Below are 23007 nucleotides of genomic sequence, written 5' to 3'. Positions count from 1 at the left end.
CGCAAGATTGCGAACCCTGGATCGCTTCGGGTAGAGCGCCTGCATAGAGAATGAATTATTGGGGACTTGGCGTGAGTCACGACAATCCGAACTTCATGGCCCTGGACTGGCTGATAGGCGAAATTAACGAGACTCTGGCACAGGCACGCCAGTTCCTCGAGACTTTCGCAACGGATCCGCAAGCCGGTGAGACCCTGCTGCAGAACAGCTTGTCCCTGGTGCACCAGGTACACGGTAGCCTGCATATGGCGCAACTCAATGGTGCGGCGATGCTGGCTGAAGAAATGGAGCAATTGCTTCAGTCACTGGCCGGTGGCACCGTTGAAAATACCGATGAGACGCGCGAATTTATGATGCGCGCCCTGCTGGAATTACCTCTCTATTTAGAGAAGGTTTCTTTTCAGCGCCGTGATAATGCGGTGCTGTTGCTGCCCCTCCTCAATGATTTACGCGCGGTGCGCCGCGAGCGCCTGATTACCGAGGGCGCACTCTTTTCCCCGGACCTCACTTCATCGAATCGCATCACCGGAAAGCGCCAACCTTTGACTGCAGACAATGTGCGCTTGCAGGAGCTGGTGGGCAAGTTGCGCAAGATGTATCACGTTGCCGCAGCAGGGCTAATCCGCGATGTAAACAGTGGTGAGAGCCTCTCTTACCTGGTGAAAATTGTCGAGAAGTTGCAGCTGCTCTACAGCGGTAGTCGGCGGCAGTCTCTGTGGGAAGTATTACTGGGTATCCTGGAAGCCCTGGCAGAGCACCGTATCAATGTGCAACCAGCATTGCGCCATCTGCTGCGCCGGGTCGATGTAGAGTTCCGCCTGCTGCAGGGTCGCGGTGCCAGAGTACTGGATGCCGAGCTGGATGCAGACTTCCTGAGCAACCTACTCTTCTACGTTTATCTGGCCGGTCCAAATGGTAGCCGTTGCCAGGAACTGTACCAACGCTTTGCCCTGGGTAGGGCAGTGCCGGGCACGCCCCGCCCAGATACAGAAGATGTCTTGGCCATGGGGCCTGAAGCATTGGGTACTGCAATAACTGCACTGCGTGAAGAGTTGCAGCTGGTGCGTGAGGCGCTAGAACCCAGTGGCGCAGCCTCCGAACTTCCTCCCCTCAGTGAGACTGCTGCTATCGCCAAGCGGATTGCAGACACCCTCGGCGTTTTGGGTCTCGAAGCGCCGAGAGGTCGTGCCCGCGGCATTTATGAGTACCTACGCGATGCTTCGCGCGGCACTGATGTCGAAGAGTACCTGATGCGCGCCGCAGGTGAGCTGGTGCAGCTTGACTCAGCCCTATCGGCTGCTGTCGACCGCAATAAGCGCGGTGATAACGAACAGCCGATTATGGGGGATGCTACAGATTCGGTGCTGCGCGAAGCGCGCCTGGGCCTGGAGGCGGTTAAAGAGGCGGTCATGGAGTATGTGGCCAGCCACTGGGATATCAGCTATCTAAGCCGCGTACCCCAGCGCCTGCAAGAGGTATGTGGTGGCCTTGAAATGGTGGGCTACCAGCGTGCGAGCAAAATTATTGCCGCTTGTAATCGCTTTATCAGCGATGCACTGATCGACCGGGCAGAGCAGCCGGAATGGCGAATGCTCGATACCCTGGCCGACGCGATAACCAGTGTCGAATACTATCTGGAACGCCGAGTTGAAGGCCTGGATGATACCGAGATGTTGCTGGCTCTGGCGGAAGACAGTGTCGCGAACCTTGGCATTTCCTTTACTGATGCTGAGGTATCTGCGGAGGAGGCTGAGTCCGTCCACGAAAGCGCGGTGAGTGAAGAGGACAACGCTGGACTTGAGTTATTTTCACCGGAGTTTTTCGATAGCGCAGACACCGACAAAGATTATCGTGAAGAGCAACTTCTCAATGTTGTCTCTGCACCGGCTGAGCCTGAGACCGAATCCGTACCTAATGTTGAACAGCCAGTGGAGAAAACACTGGATCTGCAGCAAGTGGAAGCCCCTGCTGCGGAAGAAGCTAACGAGTATGAAGACAACTGGTTCTCAACAGTTGAAAGTACTGTCGAGCCTGAGACTCTTTCCGAGGCCCCGGCGGTAGCTGCAGAAGAAGAAATTTCTGTAGCTGTGGCAGCAGGCAGCGAAGATGAGTCGTCACCTAACGAAGTGGAACCGCTTGCAGAAACTGGGTCAACCTCAGAGCCTGTTGAGAGCGAATCGCAAGAGTTAGTCGATGATAGCGAGAGCTTGATCGATGATGAGATCATCGAAATTTTCCTCGAAGAAGCCAGCGAAGTACTCGCGCATATCGGCAATTATTTTCCGGAATGGGCCGCTAATTTTGCCAACTCAGACGCCCTGGTGGAGTTCCGCCGTGGCTTCCATACCCTGAAAGGCTCCGGCCGTATGGTCGAGGCGCTGGATATCGGTGAGTTGGCCTGGTCCGTGGAAAATATGCTTAATCGGGTAATCGATGACAGCATAAAGCCTGAGCGCGCCCATGTGCTGTTAATTGAGCGGGTATATCAGAAGCTGCCATCGATGATCGAGGCATTCCGTCTCCACAAGAGCGATCCGGACAAATCCCTTACCCTGCAGTTACAAGCCTGGGCGGAGCAGCTCAGCCAGGGGCATATCCCCTCGGAACTGCTGGTCGAAGATGCCAATACCGCAGCTACTGCAATCGTTGAGGAAGAAGAATGCAGCGACGAGCGGGCACAGTTGTGGGAGATCTTTGCCCAAGAGGCCGATACCCATCTGGGTGTCGTTGATGACTACCTTGCAGACATGCGTGCTGCGGCTCCGGTTTACGGTGTACCCAGCGACCCCCTGCACCGAGCCCTGCATACCCTGAAGGGCTCTGCCCATATGGCAGAGGTCAAGGTGGTGGCCGAAATGATGGCGCCTCTGGAGCGCTTCGCCAAAGAGCTGCGTATTTACCAGGTGCCCATCGATGCGGATATCTTCGAGCTGATTGGCGATGGCGCAAATTACGTGCGTCAGGTTTTGGCACAGATCCGCGCTGCAGAGCCCATTGAGGTTGAGAGGGCCGAGCAATTCCTTGCCCGTGTTGCCGAGTTGCAGGAACGTTCCGTAGGTCACCTGATCCGCGAGCGCGAAGCGAATGAGCCCAGAGCAGTAGATCCTCAACTTCTTGAAGTGTTGATGGCAGACGGTATGCGTGTCCTGCTGGATGCGGATCAGATGCTCAATCAGTGGCGTGCAAACCCTGCCGATAAATCTCAGGTGAGTGAAGTTGCCGAAGAGCTCAATACCCTGCAGGAGGCCGCCAGCCGCGCTCAGCTACCGACCCTGGCAGAGCTGGCACAGTTACTGCTGGAGGTTTATCGCAAAGTATTGGCCGATCAGCTAGAGGAAGAACCCGCCTTGTGGGCTTCCCTTGAACAGGGGCACAACGAGTTACTCGATCTAGTGGATGCTGTCGCCGCTGCCCAGGACTTACCTGAGGTTAGTGAGGCGGTAGAGGAAGCCTTGCGCTATCTGGCCGAAGGCGAAGTGAGCGAAGATGTACCAGAGGATGACTACGACCTGAGCGAATTGGGTATCGAGGCACAAACTCTCGACCCTGAAGTTGGAGAGGCTGCAGAGGTTTCTGATCTAGAAACTGAAAATATTGAAGAGCACTCAGTTTCCGTCGACGAGGTGCAAGCCTCCGTACTGGAGTCGATTTTTGCCCCCACCGCTGAGTCCGTTTCTGCGACTTTGCCTGAGGTAGAGTTAGAGTCCGCGCAATCAACGGAAGTTGAAACTGTCGATGCTCCAATGGTGGAGATGGTAGACAAGAGCGCTGTGGAATCCGTGGACGTCTCACCCGAGCCAGTCTTGGATGACCTCTATGACGCACTGTTCGAGGTGGCCGAGACTACAGACATCTGCGCTGACAAGACAGCTGAATCTGAACAGAGTGCAGTAGAGCCTGCTATTGAGGCTGTGGAGCCTGTTCACCAAGCGCCTACTGTGGAAGTGGTATCAGAGTCACAAGCTGGGCTGAGTATTGCCGAACAACAGCGCCTGTTGGCGGATATTGATCCCGATGTGGTCGATGTCTTTATGGAGGAGGCTGGCGATCTTACCGACGAGCTGGAAGAGCTGATCCAGGCTTGGGAAGACACACCAGAGAGTGGTGAGCAGGCTGAGGCGCTCAAACGGGTGCTGCATACCTTCAAGGGCGGTGCCCGCATGGCCGGCCTTATGGGGCTTGGTGAAGTTGCTCACCGCTTTGAAACAGCGATTGAGGGCATGCGCGATATTGTGAAACCCTCCGCACAATTCTTTAGCGAGGCGCATTTCACACATGACCGTATTGCCGAGGGAGTAGAAACCGTTCGCGCCTGGATGGCAGGTGAGCAGTTGGAGGCCTTTGTTCAACTGACCACTACCGATTGGGCTGACATTCAAAACCCGCTTGGCAATGTGTCTGACCCTGTCACTCAAGCTATCACGGAGGAAGTACCTCCAAGTGTTGATGCTGAGCTTGTGACTGTTGCTGATGAGTCCATCATTGTCGATAAACGGGAGCCACTGTCCGCAGAAAGCGAGGAGCGTCCTGAATCTGAGCAGCGACTAGAGCCCTCTGGGTCATTGCCGCAGCCAGTACAATCTTCTGATGCCGGCAATGTTCTGCCATTTATCCGCAAGCCCGAGGGTGTGGAAAATGAGGTGGCGGCTCCCACCAGGAACCAACCACAGGAAATGGTTCGGGTTGCCGCTGAGCTTTTGGAAGAGCTGGTGAACCTCGCTGGTGAAACCGCAATCTCCCGAGGCCGTCTCGAAGAGCAGATGAGCGAGTTTGGTCTGGCCCTCGATGAGATGGATTCAACCCTGTTGCGTCTCAATGAGCAGCTGCGTCGTCTGGATCGTGAGACCGAGGCACAAATCTTGTTCCGCCAGGAGCAGCTGGCTGAGCAGGATGGTGATTTTGACCCGCTAGAGATGGACCGCTACTCATCTATTCAGCAGCTGTCCCGCTCCCTGCTTGAGTCCACTTCTGACTTGATGGAGCTGCGCTCCACCCTGGATAACAAAGCCCGCGATACCGAGACACTGTTGCTGCAGCAATCCCGTGTTAATACCGAGTTGCAAGAGGGGTTGATGCGCAGTCGCATGGTACCTTTCTCACGCTTGGTGCCCAGGCTGCGTCGTATTGTGCGCCAGGTGAGTGCGGAGCTCGGAAAACAGGTGGAGCTGGTGTTCTCCAACGTCGAGGGGGAACTGGACAGGTCCATGCTGGAACGTATGGTGGCACCTCTGGAGCATATGCTGCGCAACGCGGTAGACCACGGCATTGAAATGCCTGATGCACGCCGCGCGGCAGGCAAGGCCGAACGCGGTCGCATCGATGTGGCTCTGGCTCGAGAAGGCAGTGAGGTGGTGCTGACCATTCGCGACGATGGAGCAGGGGTGAACCTGATCCGCGTGCGAGAAAAGGCTGTGGAAAATGGCCTGATGCGCCCGGATGCGGAGCTCTCCAATAGCGAGATATTGCAGTTTATTCTCCAGGCAGGTTTTACCACTGCGGAAAAAGTTACCCAAATTTCCGGCCGTGGGGTCGGTATGGACGTGGTTTCCGCCGAACTCAAACAGATCGGTGGCAGCGTGCATATCAATTCCGAGGCGGGTGCCGGCACGGAATTTGTAGTGCGCCTGCCGTTTACAGTATCGGTCAACCGCGCACTGATGGTGAAGATTGGCGAAGACCTGTTTGCTCTGCCGCTCAACACTATTGAAGGTATCGTACGCCTGAGCCCCTTTGAGCTGGAGCATTACTACCGCTCTAGCGATGCCCGCTTTGAATATGCAGGCGAGCTGTATGAGGTGAACTATTTTGGCACCCTGCTGAAGTCTGGTGCCCAACCGAAGCTCAGTGTTGATGATATGCAATTACCAGTATTGTTAGTGCGCTCCGAGGGTCACGCTATGGCCCTGCAAGTGGATGCTATCCGCGGCAGCCGCGAGATTGTTGTGAAGAGTCTTGGTCCACAGTTTTCTGGGGTACAAGGAGTTTCTGGGGCAACGGTAACTGGTGATGGCAGTGTGGTGGTGATTCTCGATGCCCATGCCCTGCTGCGGCGTCAGGCAACCCAGTTAGCACGCCCGGATATCCAACAGCTGCAGTTACAGGTAGAAGAGCAGCCCGAGCGAGAAGAACGCCAGCAGACTGTAATGGTGGTGGACGATTCCGTAACGGTACGCAAGGTAACCACACGCTTCCTGGAGCGCGAGGGGTATCTGGTCAGTACCGCCAAAGATGGTCAGGATGCGGTGATTCAGCTGCAAGATAAGGTTCCAGATCTGATACTTCTGGATATCGAGATGCCCCGTATGGATGGCTTCGAAGTGGCGCGGCATATTCGCTCCAGTAGTCGCTTGCGAGATATCCCCATCGTGATGATTACTTCCCGTACCGGTAGTAAGCACCGTGATCACGCTATGTCTCTCGGAGTCAATCACTACCTGGGTAAGCCCTACCAGGAAGACGTATTGCTGGAGGCTATTCGAGAATATGCCGGCACTTCGGCCGTTGGCAGTTGAGCGAATACCAAGAAATGAAATATTGCATGCAAGAGGTAGGCAATGAGTGAAGTTGAAGCGCTGCCGCTAGATGTTCCCCAGGAGGTGAGCAGCCTGCTGTTGCCGCTACAACAGGGCCAGATGTTGGTTCCTGTAGAAAGCCTTTCCGAGGTGATCGCTATGCAGGTACCTATGGCAGTATACGATGTGCCTGAGTGGTATCTGGGGGACCTCATTTGGCGTGAGCAACGCCTGCCGCTGTTGTCTTTTGATGTGATGCGTGGCGAAGCACTGGGCGGAACCTCAGATAATGCTCGTATCGCGGTGCTGAGTAGCGGAAACCCAGATGGAGACCTGCCCTATTTTGCTCTTATATTGCAGGGGACACCGCGTTTAGTAAGGGTGACCCAGGAAGAACTAGTGCTACGGGAGCAAACCCTGAGCCCAGGGGAGCTAATGCACGTGGCACTTTTAGGTGAAGAGGCCGTCATTCCCGATCTGCAGAGCGTAGAGCGTGCCTGCCTTAGGTATAGAGAGTCAGAATAGTGGCGTAATAGCGCGGATGTCTCTTGTATGACAGGTGATAAGAGAGAAAACAATAATCAATAAAAGAAAAGGGGCCATGGGCCCCTTTTCTTTTATTGGTATGCCCACTCATTAAGTGGGCTTATGGCAGGGATGCCGTATCTTAGAAAAGCTCTTCGGGTGGTGGCTCACTCGATCGGTCCCGGCCTGGCATCTCATCGTCGGAGTATCTGGTGCGATAGGGGTTGTAGGCCTCGCGCCCGGGTACCCTATTGGTGCGGAAGATCTCAAACATGCCGCCATAGGAGGTACGTAGGCCGTTCTTGGGGTTGATACGCACGGTCGTTATGCTGTCTGGCTGGGGCAGGTGACGCTCGGGCAAGCCCTCCAGGGCAGTACTCATAAAATCTATCCAGATAGGCAGTGCCGCAGAGCCACCGTACTCATTTTTACCGAGTTCGCCGTAAGAGTCGAAACCGACCCAAGCACTGGTGGCTAGGTAGGGGCTATAACCTGAGAACCATGCGTCGCGCGGGCCGTTGGTTGTTCCCGTCTTGCCAGCAATATCACCGCGCTTCATAGCGAGGGCGCGTCGGCCGGTGCCTTTTTTGATCACATCCTTGAGAATGGAATCCATGATGTAAGCCGTCTCCGGGGTCATGGCGCGCGGTGCCAGGGGGCGTGCCTGGGGCTTGGATGAATCCAGTGGGCCAACCGGGAGTACTTTCAGCTCGGGAGGCTCTTTGCCTTGGTCCGGGCCCTCTTCACCGGGTTGAATTGCCGCTAGGTCGAGTGGCTCCTGATTATTGAATCCTTGGGACTCACTGCCAGGCTCAGGACAGTCATTGCACACAGTGAGTGGTAGGGCCTGGTAGAGGGTTTCGCCATTTACATCTAAAACCCGGTCAACAAGATAGGGTTCCACTCGATAGCCACCATTGGCGAAAGCTGCATAGCCACGCACCATTTCCAGGGGCGTCAAGGCCGAGCTGCCCAGTGCGATGGTGAGGTTGCGCGCCAATTTGCTGCGGTCAAAGCCGAAGCCCTCGACAAAGCCGAGGGCGTAATCGAGCCCCAGTGCCTGCAGCAGGCGAATGGAGACCATGTTACGTGACTTATACAGAGCCATACGCAAGCGGGTGGGGCCAAGGAAGGTGCCACCATCATTCTCCGGGCGCCACACGTCCTGCAGGTTGGTTTCCTCGAAGATTATTGGGGCATCGTTAATCACACTGGCGGCGGTATAGCCGCGCTCGATAGCCGAAGCGTAGATAAATGGCTTGAAACTGGAGCCCGGTTGTCGCGCCGCCTGTGTGACGCGATTGAAGTGGCTCTGGCGGAAGTCATAACCACCGACTAAGGCGCGTATGGCGCCGTCTTGGGGATCAATGGAGACTAGGGCTCCCTGGGCCGATGGCACTTGGGTTAGCTCCCATTCCTCAGTAATTTGTGGCTCCAGGGGGCTGGAAGAAACTTCTTCGGGCTCTGCAAATGGATCGGGGTTGGGTGTGTCTTCAAAGGCGCTAGCAAGTTGGGCTGCCCCACCTGCGCTGGTAGGTTCGCCCTGGGAGCCGATAACCTCAGTGTGCTTAATCTCAATGCGGCGCAGGCGCACCACATCACCAGGTGCAAACATCTTCTCAGCAGACTGTAAGCGTGGCCCTCGTGAACTTTCAGTAATATAGGGACGAATGGAATCGAGCCCATTCTCCCAGGGAACCTCGACCACACGGCGGTCGCGCAGCTGTACTTGCAACAGCTTTGGCTCCACCGCAGTGACTACCCCAGGCTCAAGCCCACCTAGCACAGGGATTTCATTGAGCAGATCAATCAGTTGGTCACTGTCATGCAGCAGTTCCGGTGGCAGTCGCTGCTCCGGGCCACGATAACCGTGGCGAGAATCATAGGTTTCGAGGCCGTGTTGCAGTGCCCTGCGCGCCTGGTCCTGCAGGCGGCTGTTGACCGTGGTGATGACCTGATAGCCATCGGTGTAGGCACTGTCGCCAAAAAGCTCAACAGCTTCTTTGCGCGCCATTTCGGCGATATAGGGGGCATCCAGATCCAGATCGCGGCTGTGGTAGCTGGCGGTCACCGGTGCGGTAATGGAGTGCTTGTACTCATCCTGATCGATATATCCCAGGTCGAGCATGCGCTTCAAGATCCAGTTGCGGCGCACCAGGGCCCGAGTGGGGTTGGCGATGGGGTTGAAGGTGGAGGGGGCCTTGGGCAACCCCGCCATCATTGCCCATTGCGCCATGCTCAGGTCCTTGATGTCGCGACCGTAGTAAACATGTGCGGCAGCTTGAAAGCCATAGGCGCGGTTACCCAGGAATATTTTGTTGATATAGAGTTCCAGAATCTCATCTTTACTGAGTTCGCGCTCAATTTGCAGTGATAAGAGAATCTCATTGAACTTGCGGATAAAACGCTGCTCACGGCTCAGGAAGAAATTGCGCGCCACCTGCATGGTTAAGGTACTACCACCAGACTGAATTGAGCCGGTCTGCACCAGCTGCGAGGCTGCCCGCATCAAACCCTTAATCGAAACCCCACTGTGTGAGTAGAAGCTCGCGTCCTCTGCTGCCAGTATTGCCTTGATAAATGGTTCTGGCGTTTGTTCGATGGTGATAGGGTTACGGCGTTTCTCGCCAAACTCGCCTATCAGTTTCATGTCTTGTGTATAGACGCGCAGAGGGGTCTGTAGGCGAATATCCCGCAGGCTTTCGACTGAGGGCAGCCCGGGTTTCAGGTAGAGGTAAATGCTGGCGAAAACCATGGCTGCGCCGGCTGCTCCGGCGAGACAGAGCCAGAGCAGCGCTAGTAGACGATTTCGGGCTTTTACTGTCATGAAACTGCTTCTGTGTACTTCATTTGAGTGATTCGGTGAATAATTATACGAATATTGTGCGCTATTACCTATGCAAATGCCGGTTGAAGCGGTAATTTAAAGTGCTATAACATCAAACTTTCATAACCCACGGAAAAGATAAGAAAAATGGGGATTTTCCCTTTTCTGGATAAAGGCCCGAAGGCCATGTTGGGACTCGATATTAGCTCGACCGCAGTAAAGTTGCTGGAGCTAAGTCGCAATGGTGACAAATATCGGGTCGAAAGTTACGCCGTGGAACCCCTACCGCCGAATGCGGTAGTGGATAAGAACATCAATGATGTTGGCGCCACGGCGGAAGCTATTCGCAAGGTAGTGCGCCGCTCCAAAACCCGACTGCGCCGTGCGGCTGTCGCCGTATCCGGCTCCGCAGTGATCACTAAGACCCTGGAAATGCCCGCTGATCTCTCCGATGAGGATCTGGAAGCGCGTATTGCCTTGGAAGCGGATCAGTACATTCCTTATCCCCTCGAAGAAGTTAGTCTCGATTTTGAGGTACAGGGGCCATCCGAAAGAGGGGATGACCAGGTGGAAGTGTTACTGGCAGCTTGCCGCAGCGAAAATATCGAACAGCGGGTTTCCGCCCTCGGTGAGGCTGAGTTGGAGGCGGGTGTCGTGGATGTGGAAGCTTACGCTATTGAGCGCACTTACACTCTACTGGAAGATCAGTTTCCTCCCCAAGAGCAGTTAGTTGTTGCGGTAGTGGATATCGGTGCGACTATGAGTGCACTGTCTGTACTAGTTGATGGCAAGACAGTTTATACACGGGAGCAGCTATTCGGTGGCCGGCAGCTCACCGATGAGATTCAGCGGCGCTACGGCCTCTCCGCCGAAGAGGCCTCTCTGGCGAAGCACCAGGGTGGCAGCGGATTGCCCGATGACTATTATGCCGAGGTTCTGGAGCCGTTTCGGGATGCGGTGATTCAGCAAGTCACCCGCGCGCTGCAGTTCTTTTATTCTTCGACTTCCTACAGCGATGTGGATTACATATTGCTCAGTGGTGGGGTTGCCGCAATGGAAGGTTTGTCTGATTTGGTCGGTGAAAAACTGGGCAAACCCACAGTGATTGCCAATCCCTTTTACAAAATGACCACCTCTTCTCGGGTAAACCAACAGATATTAACCAAAGAGGCTCCGGGGCTGATGATCGCGGCAGGGCTCGCCATGCGGGAGAAGGAGTACTGAGATGGCCAAGATTAATCTACTCCCCTGGCGCCAGGAATATCGCGCACAAAAGCAGAAAGAATTTCAGCAAGTATTAGTGCTGGTGATTATTGCTGCTGCGGCGTCGGTTTTTCTTTGGATGAAAACGGTTGATCGGCAAGTCGCTTCCCAGAATGAGCGCAATCAGATACTGCAGGTCAAGATTAATGCTCTAGATAAGCAGGTAAGTGAGATTAAGGACCTGAAAAAGCGCCGTCAGGAATTGATTGATCGAATGCGGGTGATTCAGGCGCTCCAGGGGAACCGTCCTCTGGCCGTTCGTTATTTTGATGAGCTGGTACAGGCTACTCCGGAAGGGCTTTGGTTGACGGCTTTAGAGCGTAAAGGAAGTGGCTTGAGTGTGTCTGGAATTGCTGAGTCGAACAACCGGGTTTCCTCCTTTATGCGTAATCTGGATCAGTCAGATTGGTATGAATCCCCAAACCTTACCGATGTCACAGCGAGTCCCGCTTTTGGCGAGCAGGCCAGTGCATTTCAGCTCACGGTGAACTTAAGTGGGCGTAAGACGAATGATGAAGATCAGAGCGTGGCCAACTAAAGGAATATAGAAATGACATTGGCGAATACGCTTACGCAGCTGCAAGAGCTGGATATTAATGATATTGATTTTAACCGTGTGGGGGTTTGGCCCCTGGCGGGACGTTTAACTTTATTAGCGATAATTGTGGCTATATTGATCGGGTCTGGTTATTACCTTTGGGTTGGTGATCAGTATGACAAGCTTGAGTTTGCCAGTAATAAAGAGCGAGAATTATTCTCTAAGTTTGAAAATAAACAATTCGAAGCCGCAAATTTAGATGCTTATCGTGCCCAACTTGTTGAAATGGAGGAAACTTTTGGTGCTCTGTTAAAGCAGTTGCCAAAAGATACAGAAGTTCCTGGCTTGCTTGAGGATATTGATGAATATGGGCGGGGCAGTGGTTTAACGATTGAAAAAGTAGAGCTGGAAAAAGAACTGGTAGGTGAATTTTATGTTGAGTTACCTATCAGGATTCAGGTTCAAGGTGGGTATCATGAGTTTGGGTCGTTTATTAGCGGTATTGCTGGTATGCCAAGAATTGTGACGTTGCATGATTTCACTATCTCTAACCATCGAGACGGCGCAGGTTTGCTAAACATGATCATTAATGCAAAGACCTACCGCTATAAGGATCAGGGAGAAGAGGGATGAAAAGATATCTTTTCCCAGCTTTCCTTTTGCTGACATCAGGTTGTAGTTTAAATACGGATCATAGTGACCTACATGCAAGAATGGCTGAGATTGAAAGGCGGCCAAAGGGACAGATTGAGCCCATTCCTACTTTCACACCATATAGCCCCTATGTATACAGCGCGACAGCAATACGAAGCCCATTTACAAGGCCTGTTTTGGAGTCAGAACAGCGTCTGGTCGGGCGCAGGCTTGATATAGCTCCTGATATGAACCGGCAGCGTGAATTATTGGAACGCTTTAACTTTGATGCCTTATCAATGGTGGGAACTCTATCGAGAGATGGCCAGCTTTGGGCCCTTATTGATGATGGAGAGGGAGGCATCCACAGAATAACTGTGGGTAATTATCTGGGGAAAAATCACGGGCGAGTTGTGAGTTCGACAGCCTCACAGCTCGATGTACTGGAAATTGTTCCGGACGGAACTGGTGGCTGGATCGAAAGGCCGCGAGCATTGATGTTGGAAGAGAAGGGCAACGGATAATGATTAACAAGCAGTTCGCTAAATATTTGGCGCCGTTTCAGCTTTTGCTACTCGCCGTATTGATGGTTCCTCTGGCGCTACAAGCGCAGGTTAATCAATTAAATGATATACAGTTTTCCGAGCTGCCTGGTAGCCGTATTCAGCTGCGCTTAACTTTCGCAGACGAGCCGCCAGAGCCCACAGGATACACGATTGAGCAGCCGGCACGGATTGTGATGGACTTTGTCGGTGTTGAAAGTGCGTTGCCACAGAAGAAATATTCACTGGGAATAGGTGCTGCTCGCAGCGCAGTAGTTGTTTCCAGTGAAGGTCGAACCCGTTTGATTGTTAATCTAGACCAGTTGCCGGTGTATACTAGTGAGCGTCATGGTAACCAGCTTGTGATAGAGATTGGTGAAGATATTGCTGTGACAGCTTCACCTATACCTACCTCAGTTTCCACTCATGACAGTGGCTTGAATCTCGGTGGAAGTAAACATTTTAATACCTCTGGGGCTATTGCTGTGAAAGGGGTTGACTTCCGTCGCGGAGAAGAAGGTGAAGGTAAAGTTATTGTTAGCCTTTCTGATCCGGCAGTAAATATTGATGTAGAACGCACCAGCGGAAAGATCTATCTGACTTTTCTAGGCACCGAGCTCCCAGAATCTCTTCGACAGCGCCTTGATGTAACTGATTTTGCAACCCCAGTGAATGCGATTACGGTAGACACCGATGGCCGAAATACCGTAATTGCTGTTGACCCCACAGATACAGATTATGATTACCTCGCGTATCAAGCAGATGATCAGTATGTGCTAAGCGTAAAGGCTCTTTCAGCAGCGGAAATTCGTGAGAAAGAAAAAGAGTTTCAATTCACTGGAAAAAAACTTTCTTTAAACTTCCAAGATATTGAAGTTCGCTCTGTACTCCAGATTATTGCCGACTTTACTGATCTCAATCTGGTGGCTAGTGATACTGTGCAAGGGCGAATTACATTGCGTCTTGATGGAGTACCCTGGGACCAGGCATTAACTTTAATCCTAAAGGCTAAGGGATTGGATAAGCGCCAAGAGGGTAGTGTCATTATGGTAGCCCCTGCAGCTGAAATTGCGGAGCGTGAACGACAAGAGCTGGAAACCCGCAAGCAACTCCAAGAATTAGCTCCTCTTAGAACAGAATATATTGCAGTTCGTTATGCTGATGCTGGGGAGTTATTCAATCTGTTCTCAGGAAAAGGCAGCGATGGCTCCGGTCAAGGCGGTTTTGCTGGAGGCGGTAGTGATGGGGCAAATAATAATGCGAGCATACTGTCCCCTCGAGGCAGTGCTATCGTTGATGAACGCACAAATACGATTATCCTAACCGATACTGAAGAAAAAATTGCTCAGTTTCGTGAGCTGATAGAGGTTATTGATATTCCGATTCGACAGGTAATGATTGAAGCTCGAATTGTTACTGCTAATAGTGATTTTACCCGAGAGCTTGGTGTGACCTGGGATTATGTAGGCACGAGTGAAATTAATGATGACTCCCTCGGAGTTGTTTCAGGTGGACTGTCTGGAGAACCAGTAACAGGAACGGGGAATAGCTTAGAAAGTCCTACTAGTTTACATAATCCTTTAATGGTTGACTTGGGGGTTGCTACAAGGGCTGGTAATATTGCGTATGCGATTCTAAAAGATGACTTCTATTTAGGATTGGAGCTCTCTGCGATGGAAGACGTGGGTATGGCTGAAATCGTATCCCAGCCGAAAGTTGTTACCGGTGACAAGCAGGAGGCGCTTATCCAGTCAGGTGTGGAAATCCCTTATCTTGAGGCTACTTCTTCAGGAGCAGCTGCTGTAACTTTCCGTGAAGCGGTGTTAGAGCTTCAAGTTGTTCCACAAATTACTCCTGATAACAATATTATTATGGCGCTAAATATTGAGCAGAATAGTGTCGGCGAATATTTTAGCGTGAGTAGTAGCAATCAAATTCCTTCAATAAACGTCAACCTTCTGCAGACTAAGGTTCTTGTACGTAACGGTGAAACCATTGTCCTAGGTGGTATTTTTGAGAGTAATGTTATTGAGGGTGAGACTAAGGTGCCCTTACTTGGAGATATACCATACTTAGGTAACTTGTTTAAGAAAACTGTACGCACAGATGATAAACGTGAGATATTGATGTTTATCACCCCGCGTATTATCGAAAGTGAGACTTTTTTATCTAAGTGATTAACCGCTCCATCTTTTTAGTCGGCCCCATGGGGGCCGGCAAATCCACGATAGGCAGGTTGTTAGCGGCACAATTGCAGCTGCCTTTTGCCGATACCGATAAGGTGCTGGAAGAGCGCACAGGGGCAGATATCCCCTGGATATTTGATGTAGAAGGCGAAGCCGGCTTTCGTCGACGCGAGAGTGAAGTGCTCGAAGAACTTTGTTTTGGTCCCCACCAAGTTATCGGCACCGGTGGTGGCATCGTTCTACTGGAGGAAAACCGGCAGTTGCTGCAAAAGTTTGGTCATGTGATTTATTTACAGGCCGGGGTAGAGCAGTTGCTGGAACGCACTTCCAAGAACAGTAACCGCCCTCTTTTACGAGTGCCCAATCCACGCGCGCGTATTGAAGAAATTTTACAAGAACGCGCCCCTCTTTATCGCGAAGTTGCGGATGTTATCTGCGACACTGATGACCTGACCCCCAAGCAAGCATCAGCCCTGGTTGCTGAGCGCCTTATGGAAAGCCTCTCCCAATAACCCCTTTTTCACTCTGTGCTAAAGTGCGTCTCATTAACTCAATGCGCTACATATTGGCGCTAGTGGGAAGGAGAGCATTGTGCACTGTTTTAATGTGGAACTGGGGGAGCGCAGTTACCCCATTGTCATTGGGTCCAAGTTATTAGCCGACTCAGAATATTTACTGCCCTATTTACGTGGGCGCCAGATCTGTGTGGTTACAAATGAGACAGTGGCTCCCCTATATTTGTCCCGCTTAGTGGATGGGCTCTCTGATTTCGATAAGGTTGATGTTGTCGAACTACCCGACGGGGAAGCCTTCAAGACTCTGGATACCGTCAATCGAATTTTTGACGCTCTATTGGAACAGCGTCACAACCGCACGACTACGCTAATTGCCTTAGGGGGTGGTGTTGTGGGAGATATGTGTGGATTTGCCGCTGCCTGTTATCAGCGCGGCGTCGATTTTATTCAGGTGCCCACTACACTCCTTGCCCAGGTGGACTCCTCTGTGGGAGGTAAGACTGGCGTCAATCACCCGCTAGGTAAAAACATGATTGGGGCTTTTTACCAGCCCCGGCTAGTACTTGCCGATATGGATACATTGACGACTCTGCCAGATCGTGAATTCTCAGCAGGCATAGCTGAAGTAATCAAGTATGGCCTGATCTGTGATGCACCATTTTTCCACTGGATAGAGACCAATATCGATGCACTCTTATCGCGAGATCCCAAGGCTTTGGCTTATGCCGTGGATCGTTGCTGTCGTGATAAGGCAGAGGTTGTGGCTAGTGATGAGCGTGAGGCAGGCCGCCGTGCCATATTAAACTTTGGTCATACCTTTGGACATGCAATTGAGACTGTGCAGGGCTACGGGCGTTGGTTGCATGGTGAGGCGGTGGCCGCAGGAATGGTGATGGCCCTGGAGCTCTCGCATTTACTGGGAGACGTGGACAGTGAATTGGTACAGCGTGTTCGTCAGCTGCTGCAAAAAGCCCAGTTGCCGCAGCAGTCTCCCGCGGATATGAGTGTCGATGATTTTCTGCAAGCTATGCAGTTAGACAAGAAAGTGCTGGATGGCAAGTTGCGTTTGGTATTGCTGAGATCTTTGGGGGACGCAAAAGTTGTCGATGATACGCCTCAGGAAAAAGTTATAGATGCGCTAAGGAACTGTGGTGCCAGGTGACAGGGGATTCGCGAACTGCGCTTATTAGAGAGTACGATCACTTAAAACCAAGTTGACAGGAAATAAATCTGCCTTATTTTTGTTTGGCAGTTAAAAAAACTGTGAATTATTGAAAATGTAGTGGTAAGCAAGTAATATTGCGCGCCCCCCGGAAATAATGGCGGGGCAAAATAACCGCCAATAAGAACAATAAAGAAAGCCCCATTAGAGGGCTTTTTTTATCTCGGGATCTTTTACTTAGGGACCGCAGGAGAGCGTAGCGCGAGCGTTAAGCCATTTTTGCCCATATCAGGCCGCTATCGGCAGTGCCTGTGGTCCCCCAATCGATAGTGACGAGGAATTCTATGGGTAGCAGTCTGTATCAGTTGGATGAGTTTAAGGACAACTGTGGTTTTGGTCTGATCGCTCATTTACAGGGTGTGGCGAGCCATAAGTTAGTACAGACGGCCATTGAGTCCCTCACCTGTATGACCCACCGCGGCGGTATTGCCGCCGATGGTAAAACTGGCGATGGCTGTGGCTTATTGCTGCAGAAGCCCGATAAATTCCTGCGCGAGGAAGCGCTAAAGTTGTTCGGTCTGGAACTCACTGAGGCCTATGCCGTAGGTTCGGTGATGTTGCCTCTGGATGACAGAGAGGCGCAGAGCGCTCGCCAAATCTTTGAGTCTGAGCTGCAGGCGCAAGGAATGCGGATTGTTGGTTGGCGCACCGTGCCCACCAACCCCGAGTGTCTTGGCCCCATCGCCAGGGACTGCCAACCTCGCTTCGAACAACTGCTGATCAATGATGCCGAAGAGCCACTGGGTGAAGCCCGTTTTAATGCTCGGCTATATGTGGCCCGGCGCAAGGCTGAGTTGCAGCTGAGCGGTGATGTTTATATCGCCAGCCTTTCTACTAGTGTGCTCTCCTACAAAGGGCTGATGATCCCGGCGGATCTGCCGAAATTCTTCCCCGAGTTGGCGGATCCGCGCTTGGAAACCGCTATCTGTGTTTTCCACCAGCGCTTCTCTACCAATACCATGCCGCGCTGGCCTCTGGCCCAGCCTTTCCGCCTGCTGGCGCACAATGGTGAAATTAATACCATTACCGGCAACCGCAATTGGTCGGTGGCACGCACCAACAAATTTGTTACCGAGCTGATTCCCGAGCTGAATGCGCTGGTACCGCTGGTGAACCGCGAGGGCTCCGACTCCTCCAGTTTGGATAATATGTTGGAGATGTTGTTGGCGGGTGGTATGGAGCTACACCGTGCGGTGCGTATGCTGGTGCCGCCGGCCTGGCAAAATGTTGAGGGCATGGATGCAGACCTGCGCGCTTTCTATGAATACATCTCCATGCATATGGAGCCCTGGGATGGCCCCGCCGGCTTGGTGATGACCGATGGCCGTCATGCGGTATGTACTCTCGACCGCAACGGCCTGCGCCCGTCCCGCTGGGTGATTACCAAAGACGATATTATTACCGTGGCTTCGGAAGTCGGTGTTTATAACTATGCACCGGAAGATGTAGTAGCTAAAGGGCGTCTCGGGCCCGGGCAGATGCTTTCTGTGGATACCCAGGAAGGCAAGCTGTACCACACTGCCGATATCGACAATATGCTCAAGCGCGCCCAGCCTTATAAACGCTGGCTGAAAGAGAAGGCGCGCCGTATTCGCTCCACCTTAGTGACCGCGCCGGTTGACAATAATTTTTCCCACCAACAGTTTAAGGTCTACCAGAAACTGTTCAGTTCCTCTCTGGAGGAGCGCGATAAGGTAGTGCGCCCGATGGCGGAAGCCGGCCAGGAAGCGGTGGGTTCCATGGGCGACGATACGCCGATGGCGGTGCTGTCCCGCTACAACCGCTCGCTCTACGATTACTTCCGCCAGCAGTTTGCCCAAGTGACCAATCCGCCTATAGACCCGCTGCGGGAAACGGTGGTGATGTCCCTGGAAACCTGCTTGGGCCGTGAAAAATCCGTGTTTGAGGAGACGCCAGAGCACGCCGACCGCGTGATCCTGTCCTCGCCGGTGCTCTCCCATATGAAATACACCGCGTTACTGTCGCTGGATCGCCCCGGCTTCGACGCAGAGATTTTCGACCTGAATTACGATCCGGCAAATCTGGATCTTCATAGTGCAATTGAACGTCTGTGTGCCAAGGTAGAGGCTTCTGTTCGTGCCGGCACTGTGATTGTGGTGCTGTCCGACCGCGATATTCGCCAGGGCCATCTGCCCATAGATGCGCTGCTCGCCACTGGTGCCGTGCACCATCATTTGGTGCATGCGGGCCTGCGCTGTGATTCCAATGTGGTGGTGGATACCGCCAGTGCACGGGATGCGCACCAGCTAGCCTGTCTGGTAGGTGTGGGAGCGACGGCAGTACATCCCTATTTCTCCTACAGCATTATCAATCACCTGATCGATAGAGGTGAGCTGCTGTTGGATGCGGCGGAAGCGCAGAAGAATTACCGCAACGGTATTATCAAGGGCCTGTTGAAGATCCTGTCAAAAATGGGTATCTCCACCGTCGCCTCTTACCGTGGTGCGCTGTTGTTTGAGTTGGTCGGTCTTTCCAAAGAGGTGGTGGACCTGTGTTTCCCTGGTGCACCCACTCGTATCGAAGGCGCCGGCTTTGCCGAGTTGCAGGCAGATATGGCCGCGCGTGCGGATATCGCCTGGAAAGCGCGTAAGCCGGTGTCCCCCGGAGGCCTGCACAAATATGTGCATGGCACCGAATACCATACTTTTAACCCGGATGTGGTGACGGCCCTGCGCCGAGCGGCCAGTACTGGGGATTACTCCGCTTGGCGTGATTACTCGGGACTGGTCAACCAGCGCCCAGTGGCAACCTTGCGGGATATGCTGGCCTTCAAGGAAAACCTCGTGCCTGTGCCATTGGAGGAAGTGGAGCCGGTCGAGCAGATTGTGCGCCGCTTTGACTCCGCAGCTATGTCCCTGGGAGCTCTGTCTCCCGAGGCGCACGAATCTCTGGCTCAGGCCATGAACCGCCTGGGTGGACGCTCCAACAGCGGAGAGGGCGGTGAAGATCCGGCCCGTTTTGGCACCGACAAAGTCTCCAAAATCAAACAGATCGCCTCCGGCCGTTTCGGCGTGACGCCGCACTATCTGGTCAATGCCGAAGTGCTGCAGATCAAGGTGGCTCAGGGCGCTAAGCCCGGTGAGGGTGGTCAGTTGCCCGGCGGCAAGGTGAATGACCTGATTGCTCGGCTGCGCTACTCGGTGCCCGGTGTCACCCTGATTTCACCGCCACCGCACCACGATATCTACTCCATTGAGGATCTGGCCCAGCTGATCTACGACCTCAAACAGGTTAACCCGGATGCACTGGTATCCGTGAAGCTGGTGTCCCGTCCAGGAGTTGGCACTATCGCCGCCGGCGTGGCCAAGGCTTATGCGGATTTAATTACCATTTCCGGCTATGACGGCGGTACTGCAGCGAGCCCGATCACCTCTATTCGCTATGCTGGTTCACCTTGGGAATTGGGCCTGGCGGAAACACACCAGACCCTGAGAGCCAATGACTTGCGTGGCAAAGTTCGGGTGCAGACGGATGGGGGCCTTAAAACTGGCTTGGATGTAGTCAAGGCGGCGATTCTCGGTGCGGAGAGCTTCGGCTTTGGTACTGCGCCAATGGTGGCGATTGGCTGTAAATACCTGCGTATCTGTCACCTGAATAACTGTGCCACGGGTATCGCGACCCAGCGCAAGAACTTGCGCGATGCGCACTATATCGGCACCGCAGAAATGGCGATGAACTTCTTCCGCTTTGTTGCCGAGGAAACCCGCGAATGGATGGCGAGCATTGGTGTGCGCACCATGGAAGAGCTGGTCGGCCGTGTAGACCTACTTCGCATCATTGAGGGAGAAACCGACAAGCAGAAGAAACTGGATCTGTCGCCGCTGTTGCATACCGATGCACTACTCGACAGCAAACCGCAAACCTGCCAGCAGGCCACAAATGAGCCCTGGGATAAGGGCGAGTTGGCCGAGCGCATGGTGGAAGAAATTCTACCCGCCATTGAGAACCTGACTGGTGGTGAGTTCAGCTTCGAGGTGACCAACTGCGATCGCTCTCTGGGGGCGCGTCTTTCTGGCGAGATCGCCAAGCGCCACGGCAACCAGGGCATGGTGGAGGCGCCAATAAAACTCAACCTCAATGGAGTTGCCGGGCAGTCTTTCGGCGTATGGAACGCCGGAGGGCTGGAGATGTATCTCGAAGGGGATGCCAACGATTATGTCGGTAAGGGCATGGCCGGCGGTAAGCTGGTTATTCGACCGCCTGAGGGTAGTGAGTTTGCTTCCCAAGACACCAGCATCGTCGGTAATACCTGCCTGTACGGTGCTACTGGCGGTAAGTTATTTGCCGCTGGCCGTGCCGGCGAGCGCTTTGCTGTGCGCAATTCCGGCGCCTTCGCCGTAGTGGAAGGGGCCGGTGATCATTGCTGTGAATACATGACCGGTGGAATGGTCGCGGTGCTAGGGCGCACCGGCTACAACTTTGGTGCCGGTATGACCGGTGGTTTTGCCTATGTGCTGGATCTGGAGCGCGATTTCTTCGACCGCTGCAATCATGAGTTGATCGAGCTGCGCCGTATCAGTAGTGAAATTCTCGAGCCGCACCAGAGTCACCTGCGCGAGGTGATTGAAACCTATGTCGCGGAGACCGGCAGCGCCTGGGGTGAAGAGCTGCTGGATAACTTCGACGATTACCTGAGCCGATTCTGGCTGGTAAAACCCAAGGCGGCGAGCCTTGCGGATCTTCTTTCTGACGTGCGCAAGCGCGGCGAATAAGGCTGGGGTGGAGAGACAGTATGAAAGACAGACTGAACAATGATTTCCAGTTTATCGACGTGGCCCGTATAGATCCGCCGAAGAAAGATATCATCGCGCGCACCAGTGAATTTGTGGAGATTTACCAGCCATCCAGTGAAAACCAGGTGGCGAGCCAGGCACACCGCTGCCTGGACTGCGGCAACCCCTACTGTGAGTGGAAGTGCCCGGTGCACAACTATATTCCCAACTGGCTGAAATTGATCAGCGAGGGGAATGTGATCGAGGCGGCGGAACTCTGCCACGAGACCAACACCCTGCCGGAAGTTTGCGGGCGCGTTTGTCCCCAGGACCGCCTGTGCGAGGGCGCCTGTACCCTCAACGATGGTTTCGGCGCTGTGACCATCGGCAATGCTGAAAAGTACATCACTGATACCGCCTTTGCCCTGGGTTGGCGTCCGGATCTCAGCCATGTGGAAAAGACAGGTAAAAAAGTCGCGATTGTGGGCGCGGGCCCAGCCGGACTGGGCTGCGCTGATATCCTGATACGCAACGGCGTACAGCCGGTGGTCTTCGACAAGCATCCGGAGATCGGCGGCCTGATCACTTTCGGTATTCCGGAATTCAAGTTGGAAAAATCGGTGATGGAAAAGCGCCGCGAGGTGTTTGTTGAGATGGGGGTGGAGTTCTGTCTCAATACCGAGGTGGGCAAGGACATCAGTTTCGAGCAGTTGCTCAATGACTATGATGCTGTATTCCTGGGGATGGGTACCTACAACTACATGAAGGGCGGCTTCCCTGGTGAGGACCTGCCCGGCGTGCACGATGCTTTGCCGTTCTTAGTGGCCAACGTCAATCGCAATATGGGGTGGGAGAAGGACCCTGCGGAATTTGTCTCGGTGGAAGGCAAGCGTGTAGTGGTGCTGGGTGGCGGTGATACCGCCATGGACTGTAACCGCAGCTCTATTCGACTGGGGGCCAAGAGCGTGACCTGTGCTTATCGTCGCGATGAGGAAAATATGCCGGGCTCCCGCCGCGAAGTGGTCAATGCCAAAGAAGAAGGGGTGCAGTTCCTGTTTAACCGCCAGCCGGTAGAAATTGTCGGCGACGGCAAGGTCTCTGGAGTGAAAGTAGTCACTACCGAGTTGGGTGAGCCCGATGAAAACGGGCGTCGCCGTCCGCAGGTAGTGCCCGGTTCCGAAGAAGTCATCCCGGCAGATATCGTGCTAGTCGCCTTCGGTTTCCGCCCAAGCCCGGCGGAATGGTTTGCCGAGCACAGCATTGAAGTAGCGGACTGGGGTGGTGTCGTTGCCCCGGAAGAACAGAAATACAAGTTCCAGACCTCCAACGAGAAGGTCTTTGCCGGTGGCGATATGGTACGCGGTTCCGACCTGGTGGTAACAGCTATTTGGGAAGGGCGCCAGGCCGGTGAGGGTATTCTCGATTATCTGGATATCTGATTTTCCCGGTTGCGGATGGGAGGCTTTAAGCCTCCCATTTTTATATCTTTGTAGAGCGGCACCAGCCCTCAA

General features: G+C 53.5%; 12 protein-coding genes. 11 read left to right on the top strand and 1 reads right to left on the bottom strand.

The annotated features are described in order from the left end of the window. Nucleotides 1-71 precede the first annotated feature (71 nt). Together ACJJIC_RS01775 and ACJJIC_RS01770 are read left to right on the top strand one after the other, a co-directional pair. Nucleotides 72-6512, top strand: coding sequence for a hybrid sensor histidine kinase/response regulator (locus ACJJIC_RS01775; RefSeq protein WP_445357843.1), 6441 nt, complete (start codon nt 72-74; stop codon nt 6510-6512). A 42-nt stretch (nt 6513-6554) separates the two neighbouring features. Then, nucleotides 6555-7037 carry a chemotaxis protein CheW gene (locus ACJJIC_RS01770; RefSeq protein ID WP_444887788.1) on the top strand — a complete coding sequence of 161 codons (483 nt, stop codon included), beginning with the start codon at nt 6555-6557 and terminating at the stop codon, nt 7035-7037. A 142-nt stretch (nt 7038-7179) separates the two neighbouring features. On the opposite strand, the gene ACJJIC_RS01765 is transcribed toward ACJJIC_RS01770, so the two are convergent. Further along, complete coding sequence (locus ACJJIC_RS01765) at nt 7180-9864, bottom strand: penicillin-binding protein 1A (protein WP_444908503.1); 2685 nt, start codon at nt 9862-9864, stop codon at nt 7180-7182. Between the two features lie 147 nt (nt 9865-10011). Between ACJJIC_RS01765 and ACJJIC_RS01760 the strand changes: the two genes are divergently transcribed. From ACJJIC_RS01760 to ACJJIC_RS01720, 9 genes are all read left to right on the top strand, one after another. Next, on the top strand, nt 10012-11088 hold the full coding sequence (locus tag ACJJIC_RS01760; RefSeq protein ID WP_444908504.1) for a pilus assembly protein PilM: 1077 nt from the start codon (nt 10012-10014) through the stop codon (nt 11086-11088). Nucleotide 11089: 1 nt separating this feature from the next. Next, nucleotides 11090-11665, top strand: coding sequence for a PilN domain-containing protein (locus ACJJIC_RS01755; RefSeq protein ID WP_444908505.1), 576 nt, complete (start codon nt 11090-11092; stop codon nt 11663-11665). A gap of 12 nt (nt 11666-11677) precedes the next feature. Next, nucleotides 11678-12298 (top strand): type IV pilus inner membrane component PilO, encoded by a 621-nt coding sequence (locus ACJJIC_RS01750; RefSeq protein ID WP_444908506.1) that lies wholly within the window; start codon nt 11678-11680, stop codon nt 12296-12298. Continuing rightward, on the top strand, nt 12295-12822 hold the full coding sequence (locus ACJJIC_RS01745; protein ID WP_444908507.1) for a pilus assembly protein PilP: 528 nt from the start codon (nt 12295-12297) through the stop codon (nt 12820-12822). Before ACJJIC_RS01750 ends, ACJJIC_RS01745 begins: the two co-directional genes overlap by 4 nt. Then, complete coding sequence (locus tag ACJJIC_RS01740; protein WP_444908508.1) at nt 12822-15017, top strand: type IV pilus secretin PilQ; 2196 nt, start codon at nt 12822-12824, stop codon at nt 15015-15017. The genes ACJJIC_RS01745 and ACJJIC_RS01740 overlap by 1 nt, the downstream gene beginning before the upstream one ends. Then, nucleotides 15017-15538 (top strand): shikimate kinase AroK, encoded by a 522-nt coding sequence (gene aroK, locus ACJJIC_RS01735; RefSeq protein WP_445357872.1) that lies wholly within the window; start codon nt 15017-15019, stop codon nt 15536-15538. The genes ACJJIC_RS01740 and aroK overlap by 1 nt, the downstream gene beginning before the upstream one ends. A gap of 79 nt (nt 15539-15617) precedes the next feature. After that, complete coding sequence (gene aroB, locus ACJJIC_RS01730) at nt 15618-16703, top strand: 3-dehydroquinate synthase (RefSeq protein ID WP_444908509.1); 1086 nt, start codon at nt 15618-15620, stop codon at nt 16701-16703. A 344-nt stretch (nt 16704-17047) separates the two neighbouring features. Beyond that, a complete protein-coding gene (gene gltB, locus ACJJIC_RS01725; protein WP_444908510.1) occupies nt 17048-21496 on the top strand; it encodes a glutamate synthase large subunit in 4449 nt (1482 codons plus the stop codon). A gap of 20 nt (nt 21497-21516) precedes the next feature. After that, nucleotides 21517-22935, top strand: a complete 1419-nt coding sequence (locus ACJJIC_RS01720; RefSeq protein ID WP_444908511.1) for a glutamate synthase small subunit GltD family protein — start codon at nt 21517-21519, stop codon at nt 22933-22935. The last annotated feature ends 72 nt before the right edge of the window (nt 22936-23007 follow it).

It is taken from the genome of Microbulbifer mixtoriginis (SeqCode) (genome assembly GCF_052468275.1).
This window is presented reverse-complemented; position numbering and strand designations above follow the sequence as displayed.

Excerpts from the sequence above, each read along its gene's own strand:
- ACJJIC_RS01745 (WP_444908507.1), top strand. The coding sequence starts at position 12,295 with ATGAAAAGATATCTTTTCCCAGCTTTCCTTTTGCTGACATCAGGTTGT.
- ACJJIC_RS01750 (WP_444908506.1), top strand. The coding sequence starts at position 11,678 with ATGACATTGGCGAATACGCTTACGCAGCTGCAAGAGCTGGATATTAAT.
- ACJJIC_RS01765 (WP_444908503.1), bottom strand. The coding sequence starts at position 9,864 with ATGACAGTAAAAGCCCGAAATCGTCTACTAGCGCTGCTCTGGCTCTGT.
- ACJJIC_RS01760 (WP_444908504.1), top strand. The coding sequence starts at position 10,012 with ATGGGGATTTTCCCTTTTCTGGATAAAGGCCCGAAGGCCATGTTGGGA.
- ACJJIC_RS01720 (WP_444908511.1), top strand. The coding sequence starts at position 21,517 with ATGAAAGACAGACTGAACAATGATTTCCAGTTTATCGACGTGGCCCGT.
- ACJJIC_RS01770 (WP_444887788.1), top strand. The coding sequence starts at position 6,555 with ATGAGTGAAGTTGAAGCGCTGCCGCTAGATGTTCCCCAGGAGGTGAGC.
- ACJJIC_RS01740 (WP_444908508.1), top strand. The coding sequence starts at position 12,822 with ATGATTAACAAGCAGTTCGCTAAATATTTGGCGCCGTTTCAGCTTTTG.
- gltB (WP_444908510.1), top strand. The coding sequence starts at position 17,048 with ATGGGTAGCAGTCTGTATCAGTTGGATGAGTTTAAGGACAACTGTGGT.
- ACJJIC_RS01755 (WP_444908505.1), top strand. The coding sequence starts at position 11,090 with ATGGCCAAGATTAATCTACTCCCCTGGCGCCAGGAATATCGCGCACAA.